This is a genomic window from Flavobacterium selenitireducens (genome assembly GCF_014748335.1).
Lineage (GTDB): Bacteria > Bacteroidota > Bacteroidia > Flavobacteriales > Flavobacteriaceae > Flavobacterium > Flavobacterium selenitireducens.
Genome location: NZ_JAAVIY010000004.1, coordinates 1 through 14,208, shown reverse-complemented (window position 1 = coordinate 14,208; position 14,208 = coordinate 1). Strand labels below are relative to the sequence as shown.

At 48.4% G+C, this 14,208-nt stretch carries 16 protein-coding genes; 14 read left to right on the top strand and 2 right to left on the bottom strand.

Going from position 1 to position 14,208, the window contains the following annotated elements:
- The first annotated feature begins 27 nt into the window (after positions 1-27).
- Together htpG and aqpZ are read left to right on the top strand one after the other, a co-directional pair.
- Positions 28-1,908 carry a molecular chaperone HtpG gene (gene htpG / locus HC229_RS07865; RefSeq protein ID WP_191019933.1) on the top strand — a complete coding sequence of 627 codons (1,881 nt, stop codon included), beginning with the start codon at positions 28-30 and terminating at the stop codon, positions 1,906-1,908.
- A 227-nt stretch (positions 1,909-2,135) separates the two neighbouring features.
- Positions 2,136-2,855 (top strand): aquaporin Z, encoded by a 720-nt coding sequence (gene aqpZ / locus HC229_RS07860; RefSeq protein WP_191019932.1) that lies wholly within the window; start codon positions 2,136-2,138, stop codon positions 2,853-2,855.
- 158 nt (positions 2,856-3,013) lie between these two features.
- Here aqpZ and HC229_RS07855 read toward each other — a convergent pair whose 3' ends face one another.
- Positions 3,014-3,619 (bottom strand): murein L,D-transpeptidase catalytic domain-containing protein, encoded by a 606-nt coding sequence (locus HC229_RS07855; protein WP_191019931.1) that lies wholly within the window; start codon positions 3,617-3,619, stop codon positions 3,014-3,016.
- A gap of 156 nt (positions 3,620-3,775) precedes the next feature.
- Here HC229_RS07855 and HC229_RS07850 point away from each other — a divergent pair, with 156 nt between their 5' ends.
- The 12 genes from HC229_RS07850 (at position 3,776) to HC229_RS07795 (ending at position 13,856) form a co-directional block, all read left to right on the top strand.
- Positions 3,776-4,654: a hypothetical protein gene (locus tag HC229_RS07850; RefSeq protein ID WP_191019930.1), complete on the top strand. Its 879-nt coding sequence runs from the start codon at positions 3,776-3,778 to the stop codon at positions 4,652-4,654.
- A gap of 121 nt (positions 4,655-4,775) precedes the next feature.
- Positions 4,776-4,934 (top strand): hypothetical protein, encoded by a 159-nt coding sequence (locus tag HC229_RS07845; RefSeq protein WP_191019929.1) that lies wholly within the window; start codon positions 4,776-4,778, stop codon positions 4,932-4,934.
- A gap of 195 nt (positions 4,935-5,129) precedes the next feature.
- The gene (locus HC229_RS07840; RefSeq protein WP_191019928.1) at positions 5,130-6,152 is read left to right on the top strand and encodes an LLM class flavin-dependent oxidoreductase; all 1,023 of its coding nucleotides are present in this window, start codon (positions 5,130-5,132) and stop codon (positions 6,150-6,152) included.
- Positions 6,153-6,220: 68 nt separating this feature from the next.
- Entirely contained in the window at positions 6,221-6,778 is a 558-nt protein-coding gene (locus HC229_RS07835; protein WP_191019927.1) for a pentapeptide repeat-containing protein, read from the top strand.
- Positions 6,779-6,809: 31 nt separating this feature from the next.
- The gene (locus HC229_RS07830) at positions 6,810-7,379 is read left to right on the top strand and encodes a matrixin family metalloprotease (RefSeq protein ID WP_191019926.1); all 570 of its coding nucleotides are present in this window, start codon (positions 6,810-6,812) and stop codon (positions 7,377-7,379) included.
- A gap of 63 nt (positions 7,380-7,442) precedes the next feature.
- Positions 7,443-8,354 carry an EamA family transporter gene (locus HC229_RS07825; protein WP_191019925.1) on the top strand — a complete coding sequence of 304 codons (912 nt, stop codon included), beginning with the start codon at positions 7,443-7,445 and terminating at the stop codon, positions 8,352-8,354.
- Positions 8,355-8,381: 27 nt separating this feature from the next.
- Positions 8,382-8,747, top strand: coding sequence for a DoxX family protein (locus tag HC229_RS07820; RefSeq protein WP_191019924.1), 366 nt, complete (start codon positions 8,382-8,384; stop codon positions 8,745-8,747).
- 231 nt (positions 8,748-8,978) lie between these two features.
- Positions 8,979-9,809: a sterol desaturase family protein gene (locus HC229_RS07815; RefSeq protein WP_191019923.1), complete on the top strand. Its 831-nt coding sequence runs from the start codon at positions 8,979-8,981 to the stop codon at positions 9,807-9,809.
- Between the two features lie 95 nt (positions 9,810-9,904).
- Positions 9,905-10,180: a DUF2805 domain-containing protein gene (locus HC229_RS07810; protein ID WP_191019922.1), complete on the top strand. Its 276-nt coding sequence runs from the start codon at positions 9,905-9,907 to the stop codon at positions 10,178-10,180.
- A gap of 47 nt (positions 10,181-10,227) precedes the next feature.
- Positions 10,228-11,154: an alpha/beta hydrolase gene (locus tag HC229_RS07805; RefSeq protein WP_191019921.1), complete on the top strand. Its 927-nt coding sequence runs from the start codon at positions 10,228-10,230 to the stop codon at positions 11,152-11,154.
- Between the two features lie 54 nt (positions 11,155-11,208).
- Positions 11,209-13,050 carry a M61 family metallopeptidase gene (locus HC229_RS07800; protein ID WP_191019920.1) on the top strand — a complete coding sequence of 614 codons (1,842 nt, stop codon included), beginning with the start codon at positions 11,209-11,211 and terminating at the stop codon, positions 13,048-13,050.
- A gap of 80 nt (positions 13,051-13,130) precedes the next feature.
- Complete coding sequence (locus HC229_RS07795; protein ID WP_191019919.1) at positions 13,131-13,856, top strand: DUF4369 domain-containing protein; 726 nt, start codon at positions 13,131-13,133, stop codon at positions 13,854-13,856.
- A gap of 65 nt (positions 13,857-13,921) precedes the next feature.
- Here the strand turns inward: HC229_RS07795 and HC229_RS16600 are convergent.
- The coding region (locus tag HC229_RS16600) for a hypothetical protein (protein WP_223845558.1) at positions 13,922-14,208 on the bottom strand (287 nt) is incomplete at its 5' end.

The following is a 14,208-nucleotide window of genomic DNA, read 5'->3' as shown; positions in this document are numbered from 1 at the left end:
TAACGAACCCATTTTAAACAAAACGATATGACAACAGGAAAAATCAATGTTTCGGTAGAAAACATTTTCCCGCTAATCAAGAAATTCCTTTACAGCGACCACGAGATTTTCCTTCGCGAACTCATCTCGAATGCCACCGATGCCACTTTGAAACTCAAACACCTCACGAGCATTGGCGAAGCAAACGTTGAATATGGCAATCCTGTCATTGAGGTCAGGATCGACAAAGAAGGCAAAAAGCTGCACATCATCGACCAGGGAATCGGTATGACGGCCGAAGAAGTGGAGAAATACATCAACCAGGTCGCGTTTTCCGGAGCCGAAGAATTTTTGGACAAATACAAGGATTCCGCTAAAGACACCGGAATAATCGGGCATTTCGGTTTAGGGTTTTATTCCGCGTTCATGGTGGCCGACAAAGTGGAAATCACTACCAAGTCGTTCAAGGACGAGCCGGCGGCGCATTGGACGTGCGACGGGAGTCCTGAATTCACTCTCGAACCATCGGACAAACAGGAAAGAGGAACAGAAATCATCCTCCACATCTCAGAAGACTCAACCGAATTTCTTGAAGAGTCGCGAATTGGCGGTCTGTTGGCCAAATACAACAAATTCATGCCGGTTCCGATCAAGTTCGGGACCAGGACCGAGAAAAAACCTTTTGGCGTCGGCGAAGATGAAAAAATGGAAGAAGTCGAAGTCGACAACATCATCAATAACCCAAATCCGGCCTGGACAAAACAGCCATCGGACCTTTCCAAAGAGGACTATCAAAGTTTTTATCGCGAGTTGTATCCGATGCAGTTCGAAGAGCCGTTGTTCAACATCCACCTCAACGTCGACCATCCGTTCAACCTCACGGGAATCTTATACTTTCCGAAACTTTCGAAAGACCTTCAGATCCAAAAGGACAAAATCCAGCTTTACCAAAACCAGGTTTTTGTGACCGATAACGTAGAAGGCATCGTGCCGGAATTCCTGACGATGTTGAGAGGCGTCATCGATTCGCCGGACATTCCGTTGAACGTGTCGCGTTCGTACCTGCAAGCCGACGGCAACGTCAAAAAGATTTCGAACTACATCACGCGCAAAGTCGCCGATAAGTTAAAATCGCTTTTCAACGAGAATCGCGAGGATTTCGAACAGAAATGGAACGATATTAAGATCGTACTTGAATATGGAATGTTGTCTGAAGATAAATTTTACGAAAAAGCGGGTGCGTTCGCGCTTTATCCGACAGTCGACGACAAATTTTTCACGCTTGACGAACTGAAAGATTCGCTCAAGGACAACCAAACCGACAAAGATGGAAAACTCGTCGTGCTGTACGCCCAAAACAAGGATGCCCAGCACAGTTATATCGATTCGGCAAAGGCAAAGGGCTACGAAGTCTTGTTGCTCGATTCCCCTATCGTTTCCCACTTAATCCAAAAACTGGAAGGCGACAACGAAAACCTCACGTTCACCCGTGTGGATTCCGATCACATCGACAACCTGATAAAGAAAGACGAAAACGCGATTTCCAAATTATCTGAAGACGAGCAGGAAAAACTCAAGACTACCGTACAGGAAATCGTGCCGTCTACCACCTATACCGTGCAGTTGGAAGCGCTCGACAGCGAGGCCGCCCCGTTCATCATCACCCAGCCGGAGTTTATGCGCCGCATGAAAGAAATGAGTCAAAGCGGCGGCGGCGGGATGTTTGGCATGGGGAATTTCCCGGATATGTACAATCTCGTCGTGAATTCGAATTCCGAGTTGGCCGCGACCATCCTGAATACCGAAGACAAAACAGCCCAGGAAAGCCTCGTCAAACAAGCCCTTGACCTGGCAAAACTGTCGCAAAACCTGCTCAAAGGCGAGGAATTGACGGCTTTCGTCAAGCGAAGTTTCGGGTTGATCAAATAACCTTACCGCGAATTATCGAATTAAGCTTGTGAGAAATCACGGGCTTTTTTTTTGCTTCTTACACACCTCAAAGGTTTAAAAAGCCTCTAAGGTCTTGACCTGTCACCTAACTTTTTGATTTTCAGTATATTTTTTCGTGGAATAAAACTCAAAGTTCGCATGGATAGACTACCTTTAAGGAACCACGCACCGCCCCTGTCTGAATTTCCAACCAAACGACACTAAACATGAAAAAACTTGCTTCAGAGTTCCTCGGAACACTATGGCTTGTTCTCGGCGGTTGCGGAAGCGCTGTCCTGGCAGCCAATTTCAAATCGGAACCTTTTATCGGAATCGGGCTTTTAGGCGTTTCCCTCGCCTTCGGACTCACGGTCCTTACGATCGCATATTCACTGGGACGCATTTCGGGCGCCCATCTCAATCCGGCGGTGACAATTGGGCTTTGGGCGGGCGGGCGCGTCCAGACCTCCACCGTCTTGCCCTACATCATCGCACAGATCTTCGGCGCGACAGCCGGGGCCGGTCTGCTGTTCGCCATCGCGATAGGAAACGGCCAGGACATCGGAAACTTCGCGGCCAATGGGTTCGGCGAACATTCCCCGGGAGGCTATAACATGATTTCGGCATTTGCGATTGAGTTCATCCTGACCATGTTTTTCATCATCATCATTTTTGGTGCTACCGAGAAAGACCGGCAGCGGGAAGGCTTCGCCGGAATCGCCATCGGACTGGCGCTGACCTTGATCCACCTCATCAGCATTCCGGTCACGAACACATCGGTCAACCCGGCGCGCAGCATCAGCCAGGCCGTTTTCGTCCAGGGTTGGGCACTCGAGCAGTTGTGGCTGTTCCTATTGGCACCCATTTTAGGAGGAGCGACAGGCGGCATTATCTACAAATGCCTGTTGCGCAAAACCGATTTTTCCGATGATGACCTTCGCGAATAAAGTTGCAGCTCATCCCGCTGTCCGCAACAACTTTCTCAAAATCGCCGCATTTGCGACTCAAAGCAAGAGCTTCCGTTGGTCGCTTTGTTTTATCGGCAAATGATGTCGCTTTTTTTAAAAGGCTGTCTGCTCCCATCGGGGCTGGATCACGTCAAGATTTAGGCGATAATCCAAAGCAGCACCGGTTTTTTAGACGTTTGCAGCCGCGCGTCCAATCTTTCCATGAACGCATCGGACACTGCCGGACATCCCCAACTCAACGGGCTGTAGTCCGGAAATATTTCCTTGTCCGCCACGGCTTCCCATGAGTGGAGCACGATCAGGCGCGTTTGGGCATTGTCATTCGTTCGTTCGAGTCCGTGCAGCCAGTATTTGACTTTTATGCCCCAGCCGCTTTTGTCGCGCGCGCCCACTTTGTACTTTCCCAAAGCAGAACAATGACTGTCCGCGGTGTTGCTGAAACGGGCTTTCTGCCACCGGTCGGCATATTGTTCGGGGACGTCGCAGCTTCCGTGCGTGACCAGCTTTTGCTCGACAATTTTCTTCTGGGTGAAATCGTAAATGAAAAACCGGTTTTTCCCGGAGTGTTCGCTAAGGTCGACGAGGAAATAATAGCTGTCGTTGAATCCGCTTTTGCGACAAAAATCCAATGCTTCGAGGTTTCTCGACGAATAGTCGTTCCCGGACTTTTTTTCCACAATCCAGGTATCGGCAGAATTACAGCAAATAAAGGGCAGGATGCCCAGCAAAAACGTCAGTTTCATGTTAGTCAGGTTTTCCTTAGAACTTAGAATCCGGAAATTTTATTTTGCCTGGCGTAACGTTTTGGGCTTTTTGCCTACAAATGGGTAATCAATGCGATAAATAAATTTAAAATATCGCGAAAAGTCATCATCATCAATCATTAATCAACAATCAAAATGAAAAGAGTTTTCAAGGCTCTCGGTTTGGGCGTGCTTGCCCTGGCCGCGACATTCGGCCTACTGCTGGCCACGGGGATCATCTGGCGATCACCCAAATTTTACGACGTCAAACAGGTAAAAGATTTCGCCGTCCCTATAATGGATATGGCGGCTTACGACACGCTAGGTGGCGACCATGCGCGACCCTATTGCTACGAGATCAAAACACGAAAGGGCAGCGTTTGCGTCCTGGGGATCGAACACACCAAAAACCCTGATGACCCACAAATCAAGCTCATCGAACAAAAATGGGCTACTTTCCAACCCGATGCGGCGCTCGTGGAAGGTCGATTGGGCTTTTTGTTCGAAGGATTTCAAAATCCCGTCGCTTCCCACGGCGAAGGCGGTATGACGGCGGCGTTGTCGAAAAAAAGAGGTGTTCCGCTATTTACATGGGAACCCAAAAAAGAAGAGGAAATCAAGATCGTGCTCGCGAAATTCCCCGCAAAACGCGTGGCAGCGTTTTATTCGCTTCGCCCTTATGTAAGCAATTTCCGGTTCGGAAAACCCAGCGATCCAGATGCATCGTTGCAAGCTAACATCGACAGCCGCACCGACATCGATGGGCTGAGAGGCGAAATCCGTACCGTCGCCCAGATCGACAGCCTCTGGAAACGAGATTTTCCTTCCCTTAAGGATTGGCGCGACACAAGTGACGAATACGGTTGGCCGGACGGTTACCTGTCGGAAATCGCTTCCTATTCGAACGATATTCGCGACGTCCATATGTGTTCGATAATTTCAGAACTGGTCAACGATGGTAAAAAGGTGTTTGTCACAATGGGATCCAGTCACGCGTTCCGAATTGAGAAAACGTTAAGAGCCGAATTGAAGTAAGATAAAGTCGCATCCTTTCCGGAAGTTGGTACAAATTTTGAAAGTGTCGGAAAAAAATTTTATGATTTCTGTAACATTTCCAGGAAGGATGCGTCTATCAGTTCAACATCAATCGATCATCATGAAAAGAATCTTTAACACTCCAAACATGCTTCTTTTGGGAATAGTGGTTGCCAGCGCCGGATTGCTTTATCTGGGATTGCTCTGGAACTGCCCTGAAAAGGATCATCACGTTGCGGAAACCAACGATTTTCAATCCACTTCTTCGGTTCCGGCGTAATGCGTTTCCAGGGTTTCTTAATCTGAAGGTGTCGAATCATAGACGTGAGAATCCGATATGAATGTATTTTAACAGCCGCGATTCAGCACATCGCGAAACTTCCCAACAAACAGCAGCTATCTCATTGAAAGCAACTGTGTGCAAAGCATTGTTAATTGACGCTCATTTGCACCAATAGCCCGCTACCTTTGGCGGATGTCAAAACTCAAACTTTCGGTCCTTGACCAATCCCAAATACGACGCGGCTCCAACGCAGGAGAAGCACTCGAGGAATCCACCAATCTCGTGCAATTGGCCGAAACGCTTGGCTACGAACGCTTTTGGGTTTCCGAACACCACAATTTTAAACTCGTCGCAGGAACGGCTCCGGAAGTCCTGATTCCACATCTGGCTTCCAGGACATCGAGGATTCGCGTCGGCTCCGGCGGCATTATGCTCCCAAACCACAGCACGCTCAAGGTGGCCGAGAACTTCGGGCTGCTTGAAACGCTCTATCCGAACCGCATCGACCTCGGAATCGGGCGTGCGCCAGGAGGTGACAGGGTTTCTGCTTATCTGCTGAATCCGTCTAACAATTTCAGCGAAAAAGATTTTTTCCAGCAACTTATAGACTTACAGGCCTTTTTCAGAGGAGAAAGCGAAGTTGGGTCGGTTCAGGAAAAAGTCCAATCGTATCCAAAACCCGAGCAATTACCCGCGCTCTGGATGTTGACCTCTAGCGGAGGAAGCGCCCAGTTTGCGGCCCACTTCGGGATGGCGCTGTCGTTCGCACAATTCATAAATCCTGAAGGCGGGCCCGACACCGCGGAATTCTACCGCCACAATTTCAAGCCATCAGCCGAACTCCAGAAACCTAAAGTAAACGTCGGCATATTCGCGTTCTGCTCAGAAGACGAGCAAAAGGTCGAAGACTGGATCACGGATTTCCAATATCGCATGCTTTACATTGAAATGGGCGGCCAAGGCGATTTGCCTTCGCTCGACGAGATCAGAACAATGAATTTTTCGCTTCAGCAAAAAGCGCGTATGGCCTACAACCGCGGTCGTTTTGTCGCAGGAACGCCAGATTTTGTGAAGTCCGAACTGCTCAAAATCGCCGATCGTTACGAGTGTGACGAAATTATTATCGCAACGCCTGCGGAAAGTTGGGAAGACCGAAAACGCTCCTACGAACTTTTCGCCGACATTTTCCAAACCAGGCTTAATGTGGACAATTGATAAGCGGCCGGATCGTCAAAATTACAAACCTGTAGATCGGGCTCGCGTGAAATCGGTATTTTTGGAACATGAATTTCACCGCCGATCAAACTTTTGACAGGACTTTTGTTTTTAAAACGGGCGAATACGACAATTGCGTATTTGAAAATTGCGATTTTTCCGATAGAGACCTTAGCGGCTCCGGCTTTGTCGACTGTAGTTTCCGCGACTGCAATTTCAGCATGGCGACCGTGTCGAAAACAACATTTCAGGACGTAACGTTTACAGGTTGCAAACTTTTGGGCTTTCGGTTCGACCAGTGCAATGTCGTGATGTTTTCGGCTCAGTTTTCGAATTGCCAACTTGACCTGGCGTCTTTTTACAGGCTTAAGATTCGCAAACAAACGTTTTCCGGCTGCTCCATGCGCGAGGTGGATTTTTCGGAGAGCGATCTCGCGCAGGCAACGTTTGACGATTGTGACCTTTCTCAGGCGATCTTCGACAACACAATTCTCGAAAAAGCCGATTTGCGTTCGGCCCGCCATTTCACTATCGATCCCGAAAAAAATTACGTTCGTGGCGCGAAGTTTGCGCTCGAGGGCCTTCCCGGACTTTTGTACAATTATGGATTGGATATCGAACTTTAAAATCTCCTTCTCGAGCCGCACAATGCGGTTTTTGACCGGAATCGGCTTTTTGATTGCGATGATGGCGTGCGACCGAACTCAACCGCGTACGATTTGCCTCCAGCCGTTCCCGGATTTCTCACACAACGATACCCGAAAAGTCCAATTCCAGATTCAGAAAGTTTATAAGAATGTCAGGATACTTCCTCCTATCGATTTCCCGAAAAATAGCCTCAACGCCGCCGGGACGCGCCATCGTGCAGATTCCCTAATTCACTTTCTCGACAGACGCACGCTGAAACACCAGTTGACGATCGGGCTTACCAACAAAGATATTAGCACCACTAAAGGCAAATTCAAGAATTGGGGCGTCATGGGCCTTGGTTTTTGTCCCGGAAAATCCTGTATCGCCTCGACGTACAGACTTGATAAGAAAAATCGTGCAGAACAGTTATTTAAGGTTGCCATCCACGAATTGGGACATACGGAAGGTTTGCCGCATTGTCCGGAAAAATCTTGTTTTATGCGCGATGCCGAAGGAAAAAACAGGAAAGACGAAGAAAAAGCGTTTTGCCCCAACTGTAAACGCAAACTCGTCGCTCTGGGTTGGAACCTCAAATAAATCCTGAAGATACGCCAACAAGCCCGCGTCTTTCGTATCTTTGCCCGCTTTTTTAATTTCAATATGTCAAACAACAAGGTGCTCAAAGGCGTCATTTTGGTCGGATTCGGAGCGACGAGTTACGGCATGCTCGCCACGTTCGTAAAGCTTGCGTATCACGACACGGGCATCACTGGATTGCCGTTCACGCCGGCCGAGGTGATCTCGTCCCAATTCATAATCGGAATCGCAGTTTTGCTGCTCATAAACGCATTGCGCAAAAAAAAGCCGAACGCGTTACCGGCCTCGCGCAAAGACATCACCCAATTGCTCATAACCGGAACATCCACCGGATTGACGAGCATATTTTACTACATGGCCGTAAAGTATATCCCGGTTTCGATCGGCATCGTTTTGCTGATGCAGACGGTTTGGATGGGCGTCCTGTTGGAAATGGTGCTCGATAAAAAACGCCCTTCGGCACTTAAGACGGCAGCCGTTTTTATCGTGCTCGTCGGAACGGCTCTGGCCACCAACCTGATACAAAATGCAAACGGGCTCGACTGGAGAGGCATTGCGCTCGGTTTGCTTGCAGCTGCGTCGTTCACTACTACGATGTTTACGTCTAACCGGATTGCCTTGGGGCTGCCTTCTTCGCTGAGAAGCCTTTACATGTTGTTGGGCGGCGCGGTCGTGATCTTATTCTTTGCGCTGGCGACGCAGCACACGCCGTTCAATTACGACATATTCTACAAATGGGGACTGTTCGTGGCGATCTTCGGAACGATCATTCCGCCAATTTTGCTCAATATGGGTTTTCCGAAAACCGGCATCGGGTTGGGAAGCATCGTATCGGCTCTAGAACTTCCCGTATCGGTTACGATGGCCTGGTTGCTTTTGCACGAAGTTGTAAGCGCAATCCAATGGTTCGGAATCGGGTTGATCCTTTTTGCCATCGTGATGATGAACGTTAATTTCCGAAAAGGAAAAGGCTAATTGTGTACTTTTAGGAAAAGTCCCATCATGGAATTGCCCTGGCACTTGTATGTAATGGCGGGTTTGTACATTCTGGCTGGCCTGAACCACTTCCGGAAACCGCGCCTTTACAGAAAAATAATTCCGCCGTATTTACCGAATCCAAACCTGTTGAACGCGTTGAGCGGCATAGCGGAAATCGTGCTCGGTGCCTGTTTGTGCGTTCCCGTCCTGTCTAAATACGCGGCATTTGGAATCGTGGCCTTGCTCGTGGCGGTTTTTCCGGCCAACATTTTCATGTACACGAATGAGCAGGCGGCATTCGGCTTGCCAAAATGGATGCGATTGGCGCGCCTGCCCTTGCAGATCGTACTTATTCTTTGGGCTTTTCTCTACACTGGTCTCAACGATTGACCTTTACTTCTCAGATAAGACTTAGGATTTTGACCATAGACGATGTCGAAGCCGACGCTGTGAATCGTAGTATCGCGATCATCATTTCGATTTTCGATGAAATTTAAAGCTAACCGGAAATCCCGATGGGCCCGGCTATGCGATGCGGTTCGGAAAATATGTGCGTTAAAAACTTCTTGATTGGCCGATGGAGCGGTGATTTTTTGATAAATTAGTCCCTCAACCCATCCTATGGAAATCATTGCCGACTATTTCGCGACGATCCCTTCCTCTCACCGCGCCATGATCCTGGCCGGCGGAATCGCACTTTTTTGGCTGATCGAGAACGCATTCCCGCTGTTCCGGTTCGATTACCCGAAATGGAGACACGCGGGCATCAATATTTTTTTTACCCTTACGACCATTGTCGTCAACTTCGTGCTTGCGTTCGTTTTGCTCGCAGCGGCCGATTACGTCCATCGCAGCGGGTTCGGCGTATTAAATTGGCTTCCGCAGATGAATTCGTGGCTTTATGCGCTTGTCGGATTGCTGATTTTGGACTTCATCGGGGCGTGGCTCGCGCATTTCGTACAACACAAGACCAAAATGCTGTGGCGTTTCCACCTGATCCACCATACCGACAACTGGATCGACACGACCTCCGCCAATCGTCACCATCCCGGGGAAAGTGTGATCCGGTTTGTATTTACCACTTTTGCGGTTCTTGTTGCGGGTAGCCCGATGTGGTTAGTTTTTCTCTATCAATCGCTTTCCGTGGTGTTCAGCCAGTTCAATCACGCAAACGTTTCGCTTCCGCCGAAGCTCGACAACCTGATCAGCTACTTTATCGTTTCGCCCGATATGCACAAGGTGCACCATCATTACGTGCTTCCGTATACAGATTCGAACTACGGCAACATTTTCGCGATCTGGGACAGGATGTTCGGAACGTTCCGCAAACTTTCGCGCGCGAAAATCGTGTACGGCGTCGATACCCACATGGATCCCGAAGATCACGATCGCCTCAAAAGCCTGCTCAAAATTCCATTCGCCAAACCGCGAAGTGCCAGCGGTAAAGCTTGAGAATAATTTTTTTGCATTCTGACAAAGCGATTGGATTTTTTACTAATATTGATCTGATAATGTGAGTAACAATACAACTTTCTTTTGAACCGGAAATGAAAAAGAACAAACGCCCCGAACTTACACGGGAGCAACTCGAACGGCTGACCGCTCTGGCGCTTGAAGACCGCAATCCTTTCGAAACCATAAAAAAGGAATTCGGCTTCAGCGAGTCGCAGGTCCAGGAAATTATGAGATCACGCCTCAAACCAGACAAGTTCGAGCTTTGGAAAAAAAAGGCGATAGCGGCCAAACCTAAACCCAAGCCACCCAAGATCGACGACTTCGACGAAGACCTCGACGGAAAATATTACATCAAAAACAAGTTTTAACTACCCACTCCAGCCCGCCAAAAGCGGGTTTTTTATTATATTTCGGGATGAAAAAAATTATCTGCCTATTCTTTTTGCCGTTGTTGGCAATGGCGCAACACGCTGATTTCAGAACCGAGGAAGTAAAAGTAAACGAACTTGTCGCAGGAACACTCTATTCTCCCCAGAACGCCAAAAAGCCTCCGCTGCTGATCCTTTTGGCTGGATCCGGCCCAACCGATCGCAACGGAAACCAGCCCGGAGTGCACAACAACAGCCTGAAAATGATAGCTGAAAGCGCGGCGAAATCCGGAATTGCGGTTTTTTCGTACGACAAGCGCATCCTCGCGCAAATGAAGAATGGGACGCTCGACGAGAAAAATTTGTCGTTTGAAGATTTCATCGACGATGCGAAACAAACCATCAGTTTCTTTAAGCTCAAAAAGAGTTACTCGAAAATCGTTGTCGGCGGGCATAGTGAAGGCTCACTTATCGGAATGGTAGCGGCCAACGGAAATGCGGACGGCTTTATTTCGATTTCTGGCGGCGGACGTTCCATCGACAAAATCATAACCGATCAGGTCGTCAGGCAGGCGCCCATGATGAAAGACGAAATCGAGCAAAACTTCGCGGTGTTGAAAAGCGGAAAAACGTTCAAACTCGAAAACCCGATGCTGTCGTCCCTCTTCCGCGAAAGCGCCCAACCTTATCTCATTTCCTGGATCAAATACGATCCGGTCGTCGAGATTGCCAAACTAAAAGTGCCGGTGCTGATCGTAAACGGCACGAAAGACCTCCAGGTTCCCGATTCGGAAGCCCAATTGCTGAAAGCCGCGAAACCCGATTCCAAAATCGTGATCATCGAGAATATGAATCATGTTTTAAAGGTGATAGCGGGAGATGAAACCGAAAACGCCGCGGCTTACAACAACCCGGATTTACCTGTTTCCGAAACGCTTACAACCGCAGTTAATCAATTCATAAAAACCATTTGAGGGTGTAACTTTTCTATACCTTCGCGCACTAACGCAGAAACTAAATCGTAACTAATGAAAAAAATAGCGCTCGCGCTGGCTTTCGTCTCTTCTTTGTGGAGTTTCGAGGCCGCTGCCCAGAAATCGGCTAAACAAACTTCCATCAAGGTCGCCATCGATCTCAACGGCGTTAAGGACGACAAGGTCCCGGTGACCGTTATGGCGCCGTCGATATCGTCCGACAAGACGACCTACCATATTCCAAAAACGGTTCCTGGAACGTATTCTACCGACAACTATGGGAAATACGTAGACGATTTCAAAGCGTTCGATTCTAAAGGAAAAGAACTTGCCGTTGCCAAAAAAGACGACAATTCCTGGGAGATAACCGGAGCGAAAAAGCTGGCGAAAGTGACCTATTGGGTCAACGATACGTACGATATCGAAGACCAGCACGACGTATTTTCGCCTGCGGGAACCAATATTGAAGCGGGCAAGAATTTTATGCTCAACATGCACGGTTTCGTAGGTTATTTTCACGATAAAGGGCAATTGCCTTACCAGATTTCGATCACGCATCCGGCTGAACTTTGGGGCGCCAGCTCACTGACCGATACCGATGCGTCAGATACGAAAGACATTTTCGAGTACAAGCGCTATTTTGAAGTGAGCGATCATCCTATCATGTACGCCAAACCAAATTACACTACGTTCAAGGTAGGCGACATGGATATCATTTTCGCCGTTTATTCCGCAAACGGCCTTATCGATGCGAAAGAGATTTCGCCTGAAATGGAAAAGATGATGCAGGCGCAAAAGCGTTTCCTTGGCGAGGTCAATTCGACGAAAAAATACGCGATTCTTTTGTACATGTCGGACATGATGAAGCCCGACGCACAAGGTTTTGGCGCTTTGGAGCACAATACATCGACGACTGTCGTTTTCCCCGAGCAAATGCCAAAAGAGCAGCTGATTCCGGCTTTGGTGGATACAGTTTCCCACGAATTTTTCCATATCGTGACGCCGCTTACGATACACGCCGACCAAATCCAGTATTTTGATTATGCGGATCCGAAAATGTCCGAACATCTTTGGATGTATGAAGGCGTCACGGAATATTTCGCCAACCTTTTCCAGGTCAACCAAGGTTTGATTACCGAAGAGGAGTTCTTTAACCGCATCGGCGGAAAAATCAGCAACGCAGCGCGAATGAACGACACGATGTCATTTACCGAAATGAGCGCCAACGTACTCAACGAGCCGTACAAAGCGCAATATCTGAACGTTTATGAAAAGGGAACGCTAATCGGGATGTGCATCGACATCATCATCCGCGAGAAAAGCAACGGACAACGCGGCATTTTGGACCTGATGAAAAAATTGTCGAAAGAATACGGAATGGAGAAATCGTTCAAGGATGCCGACCTTTTCCCGAAAATCGTCTCGCTTACCTATCCTGAAGTCGGCGATTTCCTAAACAAACACGTTCGCGGCACGACGCCAATCAATTACGACGAATATTTTGCCAAGGTAGGCGTTACCAAAACGACTCGCAAGGTTCCCGGAAATGTCTTCATCAAAGGACAAACGCCTTACGTAACGGTAAATCCCGATACAAAGGAAATCATCGTTATGCCGGAAATCGAACTCGGTGCGTTTTGGACGAACCTCGGATTGAAAGGAGGCGACATCATTACTGAAGTAGACGGCAAAGCTTATAACCTGGATAATATCTACGACCTCGTCATGGGAAGCCAGGCTTGGAAAGAAGACCAGGATATCACCATAAAGTACAAGCGCGACGGCAAAGACGCGGTTGCCAAAGGAAAGGTAAAACTCTCGTATGAAGACGCTACCGGTTACACGGCGTCCGACAAAAGCAAAGACAAATTACGCGAAGCCTGGCTCAAAGGTTAAGCGCCAACTTTTAAAATAGATCCGCGGACGGCTCGCTGCTCCGCGGATTTTTTTATTTTTGCCCACCAACGAAACACAAAATGAAAAAGACATTCGCGGCTTTGGCCGGTTTAGTATTGCTGGCCTCGTGCGCCAACGAAGAAAAAAAAGGAAATCTGGAGATATCGGGCAACATAAAAGGTCTTAAAAAAGGGACGCTTTACCTCAAGCAATTACAAGATACGCTGTTGGTCGACATCGATACCATCGCAATAGACGGCGATTCCAATTTTAAAACCGCCGTGAATATTGCCGAACCGGAAATGCTCTATCTTTTTCTTGACAGAGGCAAAACAGCTTCGGTCGACAACAGCCTGCCGTTCTTCGCCGAACCCGGGAAGATGGTGATCGATACCGACCTCGAAACTTATTACGCCAAAGCCAAGATCACGGGATCTGAAAACCACAAATTTCTTGAGGAATACAACAAGGTCAAATCGCGTTACGTAAACCAGGAACTCGAAATCAAGGTTAAGGATATGGAAGCTTCGATTCGCAACATAACCTTGCCTGAAACCGAAATTGCCAAGTACGAGAACATTCTTAAAAAACGCTATCTCTATACGGCCAACTTCGCATTGACGCACAAAGACCATGAGATCGCTCCCTATCTTGTAATTGCCGAAACGCCTAATCTCGGTCTCGGCTTTATGAAACAGATCATCGACGCCATGTCACCGAAAGTCGCGCAATCCAAGTATGGAAAACTCCTTAAACAACTTTACGACGAACGGCTCAAAACCGAAATGCCTGTCGCGTCGAACTGAGAGGTCGCACTCCTGAAAATAAACAACGCTGTTCTTTTGGACAGCGTTTTTATTTGCGGAGAAGTCTACCGAGGAGCGCCAAGGATTTTCGTGGGAAGAAGCGGCGCAGCGAAGCGGAGCCGCCAAACGTCTAGCAGTAAAATCCGTGAAAATTCGCCAATTCGCGGCAAAACAGTGCGGCGCAGCGAAGCGTAGCCGCAAAACGTCCAGCAGTAAAATTCGTGAAGATCAGCAAATCCGCGGCAAAACAGTGCGGCGAAGCGAAGCGGAGCCGCCAAACGTCCAGCAATAAAATCTGTGAAAATCCGCCAATCCGCGGCAAAACAATCGCGGCGCAGCGAAGCGGAGCCGC

Excerpts from the sequence above, each read along its gene's own strand:
- htpG (WP_191019933.1), top strand. The coding sequence starts at position 28 with ATGACAACAGGAAAAATCAATGTTTCGGTAGAAAACATTTTCCCGCTA.
- aqpZ (WP_191019932.1), top strand. The coding sequence starts at position 2,136 with ATGAAAAAACTTGCTTCAGAGTTCCTCGGAACACTATGGCTTGTTCTC.
- HC229_RS07855 (WP_191019931.1), bottom strand. The coding sequence starts at position 3,619 with ATGAAACTGACGTTTTTGCTGGGCATCCTGCCCTTTATTTGCTGTAAT.
- HC229_RS07850 (WP_191019930.1), top strand. The coding sequence starts at position 3,776 with ATGAAAAGAGTTTTCAAGGCTCTCGGTTTGGGCGTGCTTGCCCTGGCC.
- HC229_RS07845 (WP_191019929.1), top strand. The coding sequence starts at position 4,776 with ATGAAAAGAATCTTTAACACTCCAAACATGCTTCTTTTGGGAATAGTG.
- HC229_RS07840 (WP_191019928.1), top strand. The coding sequence starts at position 5,130 with ATGTCAAAACTCAAACTTTCGGTCCTTGACCAATCCCAAATACGACGC.
- HC229_RS07835 (WP_191019927.1), top strand. The coding sequence starts at position 6,221 with ATGAATTTCACCGCCGATCAAACTTTTGACAGGACTTTTGTTTTTAAA.
- HC229_RS07825 (WP_191019925.1), top strand. The coding sequence starts at position 7,443 with ATGTCAAACAACAAGGTGCTCAAAGGCGTCATTTTGGTCGGATTCGGA.
- HC229_RS07820 (WP_191019924.1), top strand. The coding sequence starts at position 8,382 with ATGGAATTGCCCTGGCACTTGTATGTAATGGCGGGTTTGTACATTCTG.
- HC229_RS07815 (WP_191019923.1), top strand. The coding sequence starts at position 8,979 with ATGGAAATCATTGCCGACTATTTCGCGACGATCCCTTCCTCTCACCGC.
- HC229_RS07810 (WP_191019922.1), top strand. The coding sequence starts at position 9,905 with ATGAAAAAGAACAAACGCCCCGAACTTACACGGGAGCAACTCGAACGG.
- HC229_RS07805 (WP_191019921.1), top strand. The coding sequence starts at position 10,228 with ATGAAAAAAATTATCTGCCTATTCTTTTTGCCGTTGTTGGCAATGGCG.
- HC229_RS07800 (WP_191019920.1), top strand. The coding sequence starts at position 11,209 with ATGAAAAAAATAGCGCTCGCGCTGGCTTTCGTCTCTTCTTTGTGGAGT.
- HC229_RS07795 (WP_191019919.1), top strand. The coding sequence starts at position 13,131 with ATGAAAAAGACATTCGCGGCTTTGGCCGGTTTAGTATTGCTGGCCTCG.